The sequence below is a fragment of the Falsibacillus albus genome, from assembly GCF_003668575.1.
Lineage (GTDB): Bacteria > Bacillota > Bacilli > Bacillales > DSM-25281 > Falsibacillus > Falsibacillus albus.
This window is the reverse complement of sequence record NZ_RCVZ01000020.1, coordinates 49,418-63,567: the sequence shown is the minus strand read 5'-3', so window position 1 is coordinate 63,567 and position 14,150 is coordinate 49,418. Positions and strand designations below refer to the sequence as shown.

General features: G+C 43.9%; 12 protein-coding genes and 1 other annotated feature. Of the genes, 10 read left to right on the top strand and 2 right to left on the bottom strand.

The genetic code is table 11. The features are described 5' to 3' along the window. Positions 1-772 precede the first annotated feature (772 nt). Entirely contained in the window at positions 773-1,357 is a 585-nt protein-coding gene (locus tag D9X91_RS20295) for a LysE family transporter (protein ID WP_121682482.1), read from the bottom strand. Positions 1,358-1,471: 114 nt separating this feature from the next. Here D9X91_RS20295 and D9X91_RS20290 point away from each other — a divergent pair, with 114 nt between their 5' ends. Continuing rightward, positions 1,472-2,026, top strand: coding sequence for a helix-turn-helix domain-containing protein (locus D9X91_RS20290; RefSeq protein ID WP_121682481.1), 555 nt, complete (start codon positions 1,472-1,474; stop codon positions 2,024-2,026). A gap of 87 nt (positions 2,027-2,113) precedes the next feature. Here D9X91_RS20290 and D9X91_RS20285 read toward each other — a convergent pair whose 3' ends face one another. Then, a complete protein-coding gene (locus tag D9X91_RS20285; protein WP_121682480.1) occupies positions 2,114-3,106 on the bottom strand; it encodes a tryptophan--tRNA ligase in 993 nt (330 codons plus the stop codon). Between the two features lie 45 nt (positions 3,107-3,151). Continuing rightward, positions 3,152-3,426, bottom strand: a binding site (T-box leader). A 120-nt stretch (positions 3,427-3,546) separates the two neighbouring features. Here D9X91_RS20285 and D9X91_RS20280 point away from each other — a divergent pair. The 9 genes from D9X91_RS20280 to ispD all read left to right on the top strand — a co-directional run bounded on the left by D9X91_RS20280 (position 3,547) and on the right by ispD (position 14,124). Beyond that, positions 3,547-4,287 (top strand): C39 family peptidase, encoded by a 741-nt coding sequence (locus D9X91_RS20280; protein WP_121682485.1) that lies wholly within the window; start codon positions 3,547-3,549, stop codon positions 4,285-4,287. A gap of 576 nt (positions 4,288-4,863) precedes the next feature. Further along, on the top strand, positions 4,864-5,325 hold the full coding sequence (locus tag D9X91_RS20270; RefSeq protein ID WP_121682478.1) for a CtsR family transcriptional regulator: 462 nt from the start codon (positions 4,864-4,866) through the stop codon (positions 5,323-5,325). A 19-nt stretch (positions 5,326-5,344) separates the two neighbouring features. Beyond that, positions 5,345-5,890 (top strand): UvrB/UvrC motif-containing protein, encoded by a 546-nt coding sequence (locus D9X91_RS20265; protein WP_121682477.1) that lies wholly within the window; start codon positions 5,345-5,347, stop codon positions 5,888-5,890. Beyond that, positions 5,887-6,975 (top strand): protein arginine kinase, encoded by a 1,089-nt coding sequence (locus tag D9X91_RS20260; RefSeq protein WP_121682476.1) that lies wholly within the window; start codon positions 5,887-5,889, stop codon positions 6,973-6,975. The genes D9X91_RS20265 and D9X91_RS20260 overlap by 4 nt, the downstream gene beginning before the upstream one ends. Position 6,976: 1 nt before the next feature. Further along, entirely contained in the window at positions 6,977-9,421 is a 2,445-nt protein-coding gene (gene clpC / locus D9X91_RS20255) for an ATP-dependent protease ATP-binding subunit ClpC (protein ID WP_121682475.1), read from the top strand. Positions 9,422-9,623: 202 nt separating this feature from the next. Further along, positions 9,624-10,997: a DNA repair protein RadA gene (radA, locus tag D9X91_RS20250; RefSeq protein WP_121682474.1), complete on the top strand. Its 1,374-nt coding sequence runs from the start codon at positions 9,624-9,626 to the stop codon at positions 10,995-10,997. A gap of 4 nt (positions 10,998-11,001) precedes the next feature. Beyond that, the gene (gene disA / locus D9X91_RS20245) at positions 11,002-12,075 is read left to right on the top strand and encodes a DNA integrity scanning diadenylate cyclase DisA (protein WP_121682473.1); all 1,074 of its coding nucleotides are present in this window, start codon (positions 11,002-11,004) and stop codon (positions 12,073-12,075) included. 239 nt (positions 12,076-12,314) lie between these two features. Continuing rightward, a complete protein-coding gene (locus tag D9X91_RS20240) occupies positions 12,315-13,406 on the top strand; it encodes a PIN/TRAM domain-containing protein (RefSeq protein WP_121682472.1) in 1,092 nt (363 codons plus the stop codon). Positions 13,407-13,434: 28 nt separating this feature from the next. After that, on the top strand, positions 13,435-14,124 hold the full coding sequence (gene ispD, locus D9X91_RS20235) for a 2-C-methyl-D-erythritol 4-phosphate cytidylyltransferase (RefSeq protein WP_121682471.1): 690 nt from the start codon (positions 13,435-13,437) through the stop codon (positions 14,122-14,124). The last annotated feature ends 26 nt before the right edge of the window (positions 14,125-14,150 follow it).

Genomic DNA, 14,150 nt, shown 5'->3' with positions numbered 1-14,150 from the left:
TCGAGCGCCAATGGTAGTTGGGGGTTCTCCCCCTGCAAGAGTAGGACGTCGCCGGGCAATTAGAAAAAAGCAGTCTCTGAGAGGCTGCTTTTTTGTTTTATTTTCAATCCAAAAAGTCCGTAAGGACGTAAAAATAATCAAAGAATGGATGTTGATAAAAAAAGTCAGCCGAACCGAGAAGCTGATAAATTTGTCTGTTTCTGATGAAATGCGCCTGCAAATCCGATTTCGAAGGTCATTATTTATCCGAACAAGGAAGGTTTTCTTCAAAAAAGCTTTTGAACAAATTAGGGTTCCTCCCCCGAGTAAACGAAACAAGGAATTCATGGACAATTTATTTGTTGAAAAAGTAGTTGATCTCCGCGGAAGGTGCGAGACTCCGGAGGCTCACCGCCCGCCCCTCGGAAAGCGAGCATCCTTCCGCGGAGATCAACCCTTCCATCCAATCAAACACCACGATTACAAGATCCTGATTGAAAAATGCCAAATATGATGAAAAAACCGGTCTTCATTGCTCATATGGAGAAAAATACCCTAAGAATAGCCGCAAATTTCCTCTAAACGTTCCGAGGAGCACATTTTATCTTCGAAAACCACCAGGATATCTGCGAAAATCTCATTTTATCTCCGAATTCGCCACATTTATCTGCGAGAATCCCCAATTATCGATTATTCGACCTTTATCGTCATTTTTCGCCCCTATATTTTAATAATGTATCCTTCCATCACAATTAAAGCAGTCCTGCTGCCATTATCTAATATGTAAGTCTGTTCAATGCACTAGAATCGACACAGCGCTGTATACTAGCAGTAAAGCCATGACGATATTAAACTGGCTCCTATAATTGGATAGGAACTTTTGAAACATGGATCCAAACAAACTCCAGCAGAAAGTGCTCATGAAGCCGACGGAAGCCAGGCCTAATGAAAAGAGCAGCAAACTTGCATTGGAAGTGTGGTAGGGGAGGATGAAGGTGGATATGACGGTGATGCCGTATAAGATCCCTTTAGGATTGATGAATTGCAAAAGCATCCCGGTTAAAAAGTTATTATGCTTCTTCCCATTGACATCACTCTCAGTACTCTTGCTGGAAATGATCTTTACCGCCAAATACAGCATATAGATGGAACCGAGCACTGTCATGAAATTTTCTATTTTGGGGATCGAATTTTTAAGCAGAAGGTTAAAATAGCTGCTTAATAGCATGATCACGAAGAATCCAGCACTTACGCCCAAACAAAATCTTATGGTCTTCTTCAACCCGGATTTGTTGGCAAACAACATGGCCATAATGTTATTCGGACCAGGAGTGAAGCTCGTGACGAAGACATAAAGCATAAATGATAAAAAGGGCATGCGATAACCTCCTCAATGTTGTATGCTATAATGTACTTAACGGACACTATAACGATTTACCTTATATTGTACATTATGTACGTTATATTGTATAGAATGGATGGGATGGTTTTTATGGAAGAAGTTCATTTAATTATTGCCAAAAATTTAAAAGCCTTTCGGGAGGATAAAAAATTAAGTCTGGAACGGGTTGCTGAATTGACGGGTGTCAGTAAAACGATGATCGGCCAAATTGAAAGAGGAGAATCAAGTCCAACGATAACGACAATCTGGAAGATCGCGAATGGATTGAAAATTCCTTTCACTTCACTTATTCACACTCCACAGCCTGAGGCAAAAATCGTATTGGGAGATGAAATTCAATCGTTGTCTGAGGATAATGGAAAGTATCGTGTATTGCCTTACTTCCCTTATGAAGACGATAGACGATTTGAAATCTACACGGTCGAGATCGAAAAAGGGGGATTTCTAGCAGCAGATCCTCATAGAGAGGGAACAGAAGAGTACTTGACCGTTTTTGAAGGGGAGCTGACCGTACGGGTCAATAATTTTGAATATACGATTGGAAAAGGGGATTCCATTCGGTTTAAAGCAGACAGACCCCATACCTATCATAACTCCGGAGACAATTTGACCAGGTTGAGTATGGTCTTATATTATCCCGCGTAAAAAAAGGAGCATCCAAACACTTATTGGATGCTCCTTTATTGCTTATACAGATTGGTTGCATCCACTGGACCCTCAGAACGAACCTATCTAGAGGCCGACTTTTCCCCGGATCTCTTTCAGGAATGGGGCAGCGATGTTCCGTGCTTTGTCTGCACCGGCTGTTAAAATGTCATCAAGCTGTGCCGGTGAAGAGATGAGTTCGTGATATTTTTCACGGGGCTCTGATAGGAATCTATCCATAACCTGGAACAATTCCTGCTTTGCTTCGCCCCAGCCGATTCCTTTCAGCAATCTATCGTGGAAATCTTTTGTTTCCGCCTCCTCAGCAAATTGCTTGTAAAGGGAAAAGATCGTTGAGGAATCAGGATCTTTTGGGGCTTCTGGCGGAAGGGAATCGGTTTTGATTTTATTGATCAATTTCTTTAATTTTTTTGATTCCTCAAACAAAGGTATTGTATTGTTATAGCTTTTGCTCATTTTTCTTCCATCCAGCCCTAGAATCACTGATGAATCTTTCTCAATTTTTGGCGTGGGAAGGTGAAAGGTATCGCCGTAGGCTTTGTTGAAGACTTCGGCAATATCCCGCGCAATTTCGACATGCTGTTGCTGATCCTTTCCTACCGGGACAAGGCTTGACTTGAAAAGGAGAATGTCGGCTGCCATTAAAACGGGATAGGTGAACAATCCGATATTGACCCCTGTATCAGGGTCCCTTCCTGCTTGTTGATTAGCATCGACCATCGATTTATAAGCGTGAGCACGATTCAATAATCCTTTTGAAGCGAAACAGGAGAGGATCCAGTTCAGTTCAAATATTTCTGGAACATCCGATTGCCGATAAAAAATGAATTGCGCGGGATCGAGTCCAAGTGCTATCCAAGTCGCGGCAATTCCATAGGAAAGATCGCGAAGTTCTTCTCCATTATGAATTTTTGTAAGTCCGTGGTAGTCAGCGATAAAATAAACTGGCTGGTAATCCTTATTCTTGGCTAATTCCAATGCAGGTTTGATCGCACCGATGTAATTGCCCAAGTGAACTTTTCCCGTCGGTTTAATGCCTGTTACGATTGTTTTTTTCATGATTATATACCCCCTATCCAATAAAAAAAGGGTCCCCATCCTCCAAAAAAGGACGGGAAACCCGTGGTGCCACCTTCATTCATTTACAAAATGTAAACGCACTTATTTATACAGAAACAACGCAAGATATAGGCATTGCCTTTTATCCTGGTTATTTCGATACTTTGTCTCTTTTAACGGTGAGGCTGATCCGCCAAAGCCTACTCAAGTTCGGCTTGGATGCTCCAAAGCCCATTCGACAACTGCGCACACTGATTTTCACCGGCCATCAGCTCTCTGAAGTGTTTCGATTGTCTACTCTTCTTTATCATCGCAATTTGTATTTTTTACTATTGTAATAAATGGAAAATGGTGTTGCAAGTAAATTTTGTTCATTTTTTTTATTAGACAGCACATATTAAAGGCATCCTTTCTTTTTGAGGTGATCACTATTGAAACAAATGTTCTTGGCCGCATGCTTTGTTTTGTTGGGCTGTGAGGCACAAGATAAGGCCGCGCCTGAAAAGATGAAAGAAATAATCGAGCCAGTCAATTATGCAGAAAAGGCAACTCCGATAGAACAGGTGCATATGGAACAGCATAAGGAGCGGGTACTGCTTGATGTACCTCTGATCAAACAGAATCCGGAATTGAAATTCGGATGCGAAGTAACCAGCCTGGCAATGGTTTTGCAGTCAGCAGGGTTCAACGTGGACAAGATGACACTTGCGCATCAGATTGCAAAGGATCCAGATCCCGTCGTGAAATCCCGAAGCGGAGACATCGTGAAATGGGGGAATCCCGATCATGGCTTTGTAGGGGATATCACAGGAAGAAGCATGGGATATGCGGTCAGTGCGGGACCGACTGAAAAGCTTATGAAGAAATACTTGCCGAAGCGGACCGTGAATTTAACCGGTAAGCCGTTCGATGAATTGTTAAATCAGTTGGGGAGAGGAAAGCCCGTTTTGGTTTGGACGACCGGCGACTACAAGCTTCCAGATCGATTGGAATCATGGAAGCATGGGTCTGAAACAATAAAGGCGCCATTGGATTTACATGCTGTCGTACTTGTGGGATATGATCCACAAAATGTATATGTCAATGATCCACTGTCAGGAAGAAAAGCGCATAAGGTCAACAAAAGGGTATTTTTAGGTTCTTGGAAAGCCCTTCGAAAGCAGGCGCTATCTTATAATTGATGGAATCAAGAAAAAAATCAGTTATGTCGACTGATTTTTTTCTCTGGCTTTTCTATTCAATCAGTTTCCATTCGAATAAAGAGGGTATAAATTACATAAATTGATCATTTTGAGTTTAGAATGACGGAAATGTTGGAAAAACTGTAAGTACATCTGGCTCTTTTTGGAAGGCTCTTTTCTCAAAGATTGTCGCTTTTAACAGTTTTTTCAAATAACTCATCATTTGATGTTGATTTGAGCGGAAGGTGCGAGACTCCGGAGGGAACAGCGGGCCAGGTGAGACCCCGCAGCGAAGCGAGGAGAGGATGGGCGGATGTTCGATTAAGTTCGGCACGTCGTGTGCCAACATCGAACGACCTCACATCGTGTGAGGCCCCTCGGAAAGCGAGCATCCTGCAGCGGAAATCAACCTTACACAAACTTTACGAAAAGAGCTTTTTAGAAAAATGATTGTTGTTTTCCACCCCTGCAATCACTAAAAAAAGTCTACGAATCTATCCGTTGCCAACTGCGAGGCTTTTCATGTATAATTTATGTCAAATATAGTCAAAGTCAAGTCGGAATGGGGGTGACTTGGTGAGGAATATTTCAGATATTATCGAGGAGTATTTAAAGCAGGTGTTATCAATGAGCCAAAGCGAAATCCTCGAGATTAAAAGAAGTGAGATTGCAGATAAATTTCAATGTGTTCCATCCCAGATCAACTACGTGATCAATACGAGGTTCACCATTGAAAGAGGCTATGCAGTCGAAAGCAAACGCGGAGGGGGCGGGTATATTCGCATAATGAAGGTTCAATCCCATGATCAGGCGCATTTGATCGATCAGCTGATTTCGCTGATACGGTCAAGGGTTTCCCAGGCTAGTGCGGAAGACATCATTTTCCGGCTGGTGGAGGAAGAGGTGCTTTCTGAAAGGGAAGCCAAAATCATGATCAGTGTCATGGACCGATCTGTATTATTCATCGATCTCCCTCAACGAGATGAACTGAGGGCAAGAATGCTAAAAGCGATGCTTGAGACGCTTAAATATAAATAAATATGGAGAGGTGAAAAAATTGATTTGTCAGGAATGTAATGAAAGACCGGCTTCCCTCCATTTTACGAAGGTGATCAATGGAGAAAAAACCGAATTCCACCTTTGTGAGAAATGTGCCCAGGACAAAGGAGAAAGTTTTTTATTCGGAGGATCATCCGGTTTTTCAATCAATAATCTATTAGCGGGGCTGTTTAATTCAAACAACATTTATCAACAGGAAAAACAGGCCATCCCACGCAAGGAAGTACTCCGCTGTGAGCGCTGTTCCATGACGATCGAACAATTTGTCAATATCGGACGTTTTGGCTGCCCCAATTGTTATCATGCATTTAGACATCAATTAGATCCGATCCTGAAACGTTTTCACAGCGGCAATGTTGCCCATCAAGGCAAGGTTCCGAAGCGAATGGGAGGCTCCATCCATACTAAGAAAAAGATTTCCCAGCTTAAAGATGAAATGCGATCATTCATCGATACGGAAGAGTTTGAAAAAGCCGCTGAAATCCGTGATCACATACGTTCCCTTGAAAAATCATTGCATCAAGAAGGAGGCGAGTCTTCTTGAGTCTACAAAAGTTCCTTACCCAGGCAGTAAGCTCTTGGATGAGCGATGAAGGACCGGATTCAGATATCGTATTGAGCTCCAGGATCCGTTTGGCAAGAAATCTGAGCGATTATAAATTTCCAACCCTGTTTACCAATGAAGAAGCGGCAGAGGTCGTGGAAAGGGTGGAAAAAAACTTGGAGAGCGAGCCATTTCATCAGTTCGGTGCGATTGAAAGCTTAAAAATCGATGAACTGCATGCCCTTCAGAAGAGGGTGCTCGTCGAAAAGCATCTGATCAGCCCGTACCTGGCGGAAGATGCCAATCATCCAGCAGTGCTTTTATCAGAAAACGAAGATATCAGCATCATGATAAATGAAGAGGACCATATACGAATCCAATGCCTATTCCCGGGACTTCAACTGAAGGAAGCATTAAAAAGAGCAAATCAAATTGATGATTTAATGGAAGAACAGCTGGATTATGCATACAATGAAAAACTAGGATATTTAACCAGCTGCCCAACGAACGTGGGAACAGGGATGAGAGCTTCCGTAATGATGCATTTGCCGGCACTGGTGCTGACTCAGCAAGTAAATCGCATCATTCCGGCCATCAACCAGCTCGGATTGGTAGTCAGGGGAATCTATGGGGAAGGCAGCGAAGCATTGGGCAATATTTTTCAAATTTCCAATCAGATCACACTTGGGAAATCGGAAGAGGACATCATCGAAGATTTAAACAGCGTCGTCCAACAATTGATTTCGCAGGAAAGGTCCGCAAGGGAAGCATTAGTCAAGACGTCGAACATACAATTAGAAGACAGAGTGTTCCGTTCCTATGGAGTACTGACGAACAGCCGCGTCATCGAAACGAAGGAAGCAGCCAAGTGTTTATCGGATGTACGCCTTGGTATAGATTTAGGCTTCTTTTCCCATATATCCAAGAACATTTTAAATGAGCTGATGATTTTGACTCAGCCGGGTTTCCTGCAGCAATATGCTGGAGGGTCCCTCCGCCCCCATGAGCGGGATATCCGCAGGGCTACGTTAATAAGAGAACGATTAAAATTAGAGGAAAATCAAATCAGTAAGGAGGAAAACTAATATGATGTTTGGACGATTCACGGAAAGGGCGCAAAAAGTGCTTGCATTGGCACAAGAAGAGGCTATCCGCTTATCACATAGCAATATCGGTACTGAGCATGTCCTGCTTGGCTTGGTGAGGGAAGGCGAAGGAATTGCTGCAAAGGCACTGTACGGCTTGGGGCTTAGTCCGGAAAAAATCCAAAAAGAAGTAGAAACCTTAATTGGTAAAGGACAGGATGCAACCCAAACCATCCACTACACGCCTAGGGCCAAAAAAGTCATTGAGCTTTCCATGGACGAAGCCCGGAAGCTTGGTCATTCGTATGTTGGAACCGAGCATATCCTGCTGGGGCTCATCCGTGAAGGCGAAGGTGTTGCAGCTAGGGTGTTGAATAACCTTGGAGTAAGCTTGAACAAAGCCCGGCAACAAGTCCTGCAGCTTTTGGGCAGCAATGAGGCAAATAATCATCAGGGCGGATCCAGTTCAAGTGCGAATACGCCGACACTGGATAGTTTGGCTCGTGATTTGACAGCCATCGCACGCGAAGGCAGCCTTGATCCGGTGATAGGCCGCAGCAAAGAAATCCAGCGTGTCATCGAAGTGTTGAGCAGGCGTACAAAAAACAATCCAGTTCTGATCGGTGAACCCGGTGTCGGGAAAACGGCGATTGCTGAAGGGCTTGCCCAGCAAATCATCAATAACGAAGTCCCTGAAATCCTCAGGGATAAACGCGTCATGACATTGGATATGGGGACGGTCGTTGCCGGTACGAAATACCGTGGAGAATTCGAAGATCGATTGAAAAAGGTAATGGATGAAATCCGTCAAGCAGGCAATATCATTTTATTCATTGATGAACTTCATACATTGATCGGTGCAGGTGGGGCTGAAGGAGCAATCGATGCATCCAATATCCTCAAGCCTGCGTTGGCGCGTGGGGAACTGCAGTGTATCGGGGCCACCACTTTGGATGAGTATCGCAAATATATCGAGAAGGATGCCGCTCTTGAAAGAAGGTTCCAGCCGATTCAAGTCGATGAGCCTACGATAGACGAATCCATCCAAATCTTGAACGGTCTTCGCGACAGATACGAAGCCCATCATCGTGTGTCCATCACCGATGCCGCCATCGATGCCGCGGTGAAGCTGTCGGACCGCTACATTTCAGACCGTTTCTTGCCGGATAAAGCCATTGATTTAATTGATGAAGCCGGTTCAAAGGTCCGACTTCGTTCATATACAACTCCTCCTAACTTGAAAGAGCTGGAAGCGAAACTGGAGGAAATAAGAAAAGAAAAAGACGCCGCAGTTCAAAGTCAGGAATTTGAAAAAGCAGCATCTTTGAGAGATTCCGAGCAGAAGCTGCGTGAAGAATTGGAAGAAACAAAGAAGACGTGGAAAGAAAAACAAGGCCAGGAAAACAGTGAGGTGACCGTCGAAGATATTGCGCATGTCGTATCAAGCTGGACGGGAATACCTGTTTCCAAGCTCGCGGAAACAGAAACGGAGAAGCTCCTTAACCTGGAAGAAATTCTTCATTCACGCGTGATCGGCCAATCAGAAGCTGTCAAAGCCGTTTCAAAGGCAGTGAGAAGAGCAAGGGCTGGACTGAAAGATCCGAAGCGCCCAATCGGATCGTTTATTTTCTTAGGACCAACAGGGGTTGGGAAAACGGAATTAGCCAGAGCGCTTGCAGAGGCCATGTTCGGCGATGAAGATGCGATGATCCGCGTCGATATGTCTGAGTATATGGAAAAACATTCGACTTCTAGGCTTGTAGGCTCCCCTCCAGGATATGTCGGTTATGACGAAGGGGGTCAACTGACTGAAAAGGTAAGAAGAAAGCCATATTCCGTCATTCTTTTGGATGAGATTGAAAAAGCTCATCCTGATGTATTCAATATCCTCCTTCAAGTATTGGAGGACGGAAGATTGACTGATTCGAAAGGTCGCACAGTCGATTTTCGAAATACCGTTGTGATCATGACATCCAACGTCGGAGCCGATGCATTGAAACGCAATAAATATGTTGGCTTCAACATTCAGGATGGCGAGCAGGATTACAAGGATATGAAAGGAAAAGTGATGGAAGAGCTGAAAAAAGCATTCCGTCCTGAATTCTTAAACCGTATCGACGAAATCATCGTGTTCCATTCACTGGAAAAAGAACACTTGAAACAAATTGTTTCTCTCATGGGAGAACAATTGACCATCAGACTGAAAGAACAGGAAATTGAACTTGAGCTCACCGATGAAGCGAAGCTGAAAATTGCCGAAGAAGGCTTCGATCCGGAGTATGGCGCACGTCCGCTGCGCAGGGCGATTCAAAAGCATATTGAGGACCGTCTATCGGAAGAGCTGCTTAAAGGAACTGTCCTGACAGGCCAGCATGTTATAATCGATGTGAAGGACGGAGATTTTGTCGTCAAGACGAAAGAAGCTACAGGGACACTGTCTAAATAATCAACAGAGGTACACGTTAAAGCATTTTGCGTGTACCTCTTTCTTCATGCTTGGAAGAGTCGGGACTATCAGGGGAAACTCCCTTCCGGTCCGCGGAATTTAGCAGAGTTATCGGAAAGAAGATTGTATTTTTTGGTAATTTTACAATAATATCAAGTATCTGTGGCATTTCGTCACATACACATATAGAGAGGAGCTCGGAATGGCTAAGAAAAAGACGAAATTTATGTGTCAATCGTGTGGATATGAATCACCAAAGTGGATGGGAAGATGTCCGGGATGCGGTGAATGGAACCAAATGGTGGAAGAAGTGGAGGTTGTCTCTAAAGCTAAAGGGGCTTTCCATCATACAGCCCCGGGTACAGCTGCAAAAGCCACGCCCATCACCTCGATTGAATCGATTGAGGAACCAAGAATCAAAACGAATATGAAAGAATTGAATAGAGTACTAGGCGGAGGAGTCGTCCCAGGATCGCTGGTGCTGATCGGCGGCGACCCTGGAATAGGGAAATCAACACTGCTTCTACAGGTTTCCGCCCAGCTTGCCAGACTTAAGCAGAAGGTCATGTACATTTCTGGTGAGGAATCCGTCAAGCAAACAAAGCTGAGAGCGGATCGGTTAAATGTATTGTCTCCTGAACTATTTGTCTATGCGGAGACGAATATGGAATCCATCCACCAAGCCATTGATGAAATCAAACCTGATTTTGTCATTGTCGATTCGATTCAAACGGTGTATAACCCTGAAGTCACATCTGCACCGGGAAGCGTCTCACAAGTACGGGAATGTACAGCAGAATTAATGAGGATCGCGAAAATAAATGGAATTGCCATTTTCATTGTCGGGCATGTTACAAAGGAAGGTTCGATTGCGGGACCAAGACTGCTTGAACATATGGTGGATACAGTTCTTTATTTTGAAGGGGAACGCCATCATACATATCGGATATTAAGAGCAGTCAAGAATCGTTTTGGGTCGACGAATGAGATGGGGATCTTTGAAATGAAAGAAGCCGGTCTGGAAGAAGTGGAAAACCCTTCAGAAATTTTCTTGGAAGAACGGTCCAAAGGTGCATCCGGATCCACGGTCGTCGCCTCGATGGAGGGCACCAGGCCTGTTTTGGTGGAAATTCAGGCACTTATTTCCCCAATGAGCTTCGGTAATCCAAGACGGATGGCAACTGGCATCGACCATAATAGAGTTTCGCTCCTGATGGCCGTATTGGAGAAAAGAGTGGGGATGCTGCTGCAAAATCAAGACGCTTATTTGAAGGTGGCCGGAGGGGTCAAACTTGATGAGCCTGCGATCGATTTAGCGATTGCCATCAGCGTGGCATCCAGCTTCCGTGACAGTCCTACAAGGGCAACGGATTGTTTTATCGGGGAAATCGGTTTGACCGGGGAAGTCAGAAGGGTATCTAGAATTGAACAGCGCGTACAAGAAGCGGCGAAGTTGGGATTTGACCGCGTCATCATCCCAACGAACAATATAGGTGGATGGTCATTTCCGGATGGAATCAATGTGATAGGAGTGTCGACAGTCAGCGAAGCATTGCAATTCGCATTAGGAGGATAAAGGGATGGATGAAAAAAAACCGGCAGAAAAGTCCATGTCAGATATATTGCAATTTATTGCACCGGGCACCCCGATCCGAGAAGGGATAGATAATGTGCTCCGCGCCAACACAGGCGGCCTTATCGTACTTGCGCATAGCGATAAAGTCAGGTCCATTGTGGATGGGGGCTTCCATATCAATTGTTTCTTTACCCCAAGTTTTCTATATGAATTGGCAAAAATGGATGGAGCAATCGTCTTGAATGAAACGGGAAGCAAAATCTTGATTGCGAATGCCCAACTTGCCCCGGACGCATCCATCCCATCATCTGAAACCGGCATGCGCCACCGGACGGCAGAAAGGGTGGCAAAGCAGACGAAAGCATTGGTGATTGCCATTTCCCAGCGTAGAAACGTCATTACCCTTTATCAAGGGAATTTCCGCTATGCATTGAAAGACATTGCCGTCATATTAACGAAAGCAAACCAAGCGATCCAGACGCTTGAGAAATATAAAGTGGTGCTCGATCAAAGCATTTCAAACCTTTCCATTCTTGAATTCGAAGAGCTTACTTCATATTCTGATCTGCTGCAGGTGCTGCATCGATTCGAAATGGTCTTAAGGATCAAAAATGAACTGCTTTCTTATTTGAGCGAGTTGGGGACGGAAGGAAGGCTGATCCGTCTGCAAATGAATGAGCTTCTGTCAGATATTGAAGAAGAAGCAATGATGATCATCAGGGATTACGCTTCTGACCGGGATTGCAAACCATTTGAAGTCCTCTACCGATTTCAGGAGCTTGTCAGCTCGGAAATATTGGATGACACTGTGCTCTTAAAACTATTAGGATATAACGGATATATTCATCTGGATGATGGGATATGTCCAAGGGGCTACAGAGTGCTGAGTAAAATACCGAGGCTTCCTGTCGTCATTGTGGAGAATTTGATCTCTACCTTTGAAATTTTGCCCAAAATCCTTAAAGCCAGTGTGGATGAATTGGATGATGTCGAAGGAATCGGGGAAGTGAGGGCAAGGAAAATAAAGGATGGTTTGAAATTGATCAAAGAGCAGATTTTCGCCGACCGCCAATTATGATTTCAAATAATTTCCCGCTGATAATTGTGTCTAAATTGACACATCAATAAAATTGACACTGCATTGCCGGCGGTGCTAATCTAGTACAAAGAACGAATTTACAAATGGTTACAATTCGAATAAAAACATTATTTTGATATAACAAAAACATTTCTTTTACGTGACAACGAGAAAATTGTTGTTTTTCTCACGTTTCAAATTTAGGAATTTGTTTATAATGAGTAGAAGGAGGTGAAGGAATGTTAAAGCGAATAGTGCAAGCGTGCTTTTTAATCGTAGGGGGAACGCTTGGGATTTTTCTCATTCCTGATTTATTGGATCTTACCGGTTTTTCTACACTGACTTTAATTAATAACCCATATGTCACCGCTATCTTAGGGGCTGTCATCTTTTACATTTTAGCTTTTTGGGCGATTGATTATGTAGTAGATTTTGTGAAATGGTTTGAGGATACTTTAGTAAAGGCTCCGGTAACTGATATCTTATTTGGCAGTTTAGGTCTGATTTTTGGATTGATCGTTGCATTTTTGGCAGGGCTTCCTTTGAATACGATAACAATCCCCATTGTAAATACAGTCGCACCCATATTATTGACCTTGTTGTTGGGGTATTTAGGATTTCAGGTTGGATTTAAAAAGCGTGATGAACTAATTAATTTATTCTCCAATGCAAACCGGACTAATAAAAAGAAAGTGGCAGAAGATGAGCTGGAAAAGCCAGCGAAAACGCTGAAAATATTAGACACAAGCGTCATCATCGACGGACGCATTGCGGATATCTGCCAAACAGGCTTCATAGAAGGGATCATTGTCATTCCTCAGTTTGTCCTTGAGGAGCTTCAGCATATTGCAGATTCTTCCGATGCCCTAAAACGGAACAGAGGCCGCCGCGGCTTGGACATCTTGAATCGGATTCAAAAAGAATTGGCGATCGAAGTCCAAATTTATGAAGGCGATTTTGAAGAAATTCAAGAAGTCGACAGCAAACTTGTAAAGCTGGCAAAGCTTACAAATGGAATTGTTGTGACGAATGATTTTAACTTGAACAAAGTATGCGAGCTCCAGAATGTACAAGTATTCAATATCAATGACTTGGCCAATGCCGTCAAGCCAGTTGTACTGCCTGGCGAAGAACTGAAGGTACAGGTGATCAAGGATGGCAAGGAGCAAAATCAAGGCATTGCCTATTTGGATGATGGTACGATGATCGTCGTGGAAGAAGGGCGCAATTATATCGGTAAATATATTGACGTGCTTGTCACGAGCGTACTTCAAACGTCGGCAGGACGAATGATTTTTGCAAAACCGAAACTATTGGAAAAGGCATTGTAATCGATAAACGGAATAGGAGATTGGATAGATGAATTATGAGGTAGTCATTCCGGCTGCTGGCCAGGGGAAGCGAATGGGTGCTGGACATAATAAGCTGTTGATCAAGCTTAGAGGCCGCCCTATTATTTCCCACACGTTAAAGGTGTTTCTGGAAGATTCATCATGTTCCAAAATCATTTTGGCAATCAATCCGGTTGAACGGGAGATTTTCTCGGACCTGATCAAAGACTTGGATCCGAATAAACCTATATCTCTTGTCCACGGGGGAGAAGAGCGGCAGCACAGTGTCTTCAATGCGTTGAAGTCGGCTGATGAAGGCGGCATCGTGCTCGTTCATGACGGTGCAAGGCCATTTATCCGGCAATCGGTCATCCAGCAGCTTGTGCAGACAGCCGACTCCTCAGGTGCTGCGATCGCTGCGGTGCCCGTCAAAGACACGATCAAAAAAGTGGAAAACTCAAAAGTGGCAGAAACAATTGAACGCTCTAGCTTGTGGTCCGTACAAACACCACAAGCTTTTCGCATTTCTTTATTGCTTCATGCCCATGCCGTGGCCGAACGTGATTGCTTCCTTGGAACAGATGATGCCTCTTTAATTGAGAGATTGGGGAAAGAAGTAAGGGTAGTCCAGGGTCATTATGATAATATTAAACTTACGACACCGGAGGATCTTTATTTTGCGGAGGCCATTCTCCGGAATAACCAAAAAGGTCAATGAATCGACCATCAGCACTTGGGAAATTT

Excerpts from the sequence above, each read along its gene's own strand:
- D9X91_RS20290 (WP_121682481.1), top strand. The coding sequence starts at position 1,472 with ATGGAAGAAGTTCATTTAATTATTGCCAAAAATTTAAAAGCCTTTCGG.
- radA (WP_121682474.1), top strand. The coding sequence starts at position 9,624 with ATGGCTAAGAAAAAGACGAAATTTATGTGTCAATCGTGTGGATATGAA.
- ispD (WP_121682471.1), top strand. The coding sequence starts at position 13,435 with ATGAATTATGAGGTAGTCATTCCGGCTGCTGGCCAGGGGAAGCGAATG.
- D9X91_RS20280 (WP_121682485.1), top strand. The coding sequence starts at position 3,547 with ATGTTCTTGGCCGCATGCTTTGTTTTGTTGGGCTGTGAGGCACAAGAT.
- disA (WP_121682473.1), top strand. The coding sequence starts at position 11,002 with ATGGATGAAAAAAAACCGGCAGAAAAGTCCATGTCAGATATATTGCAA.
- clpC (WP_121682475.1), top strand. The coding sequence starts at position 6,977 with ATGATGTTTGGACGATTCACGGAAAGGGCGCAAAAAGTGCTTGCATTG.
- D9X91_RS20285 (WP_121682480.1), bottom strand. The coding sequence starts at position 3,106 with ATGAAAAAAACAATCGTAACAGGCATTAAACCGACGGGAAAAGTTCAC.
- D9X91_RS20240 (WP_121682472.1), top strand. The coding sequence starts at position 12,315 with ATGTTAAAGCGAATAGTGCAAGCGTGCTTTTTAATCGTAGGGGGAACG.
- D9X91_RS20295 (WP_121682482.1), bottom strand. The coding sequence starts at position 1,357 with ATGCCCTTTTTATCATTTATGCTTTATGTCTTCGTCACGAGCTTCACT.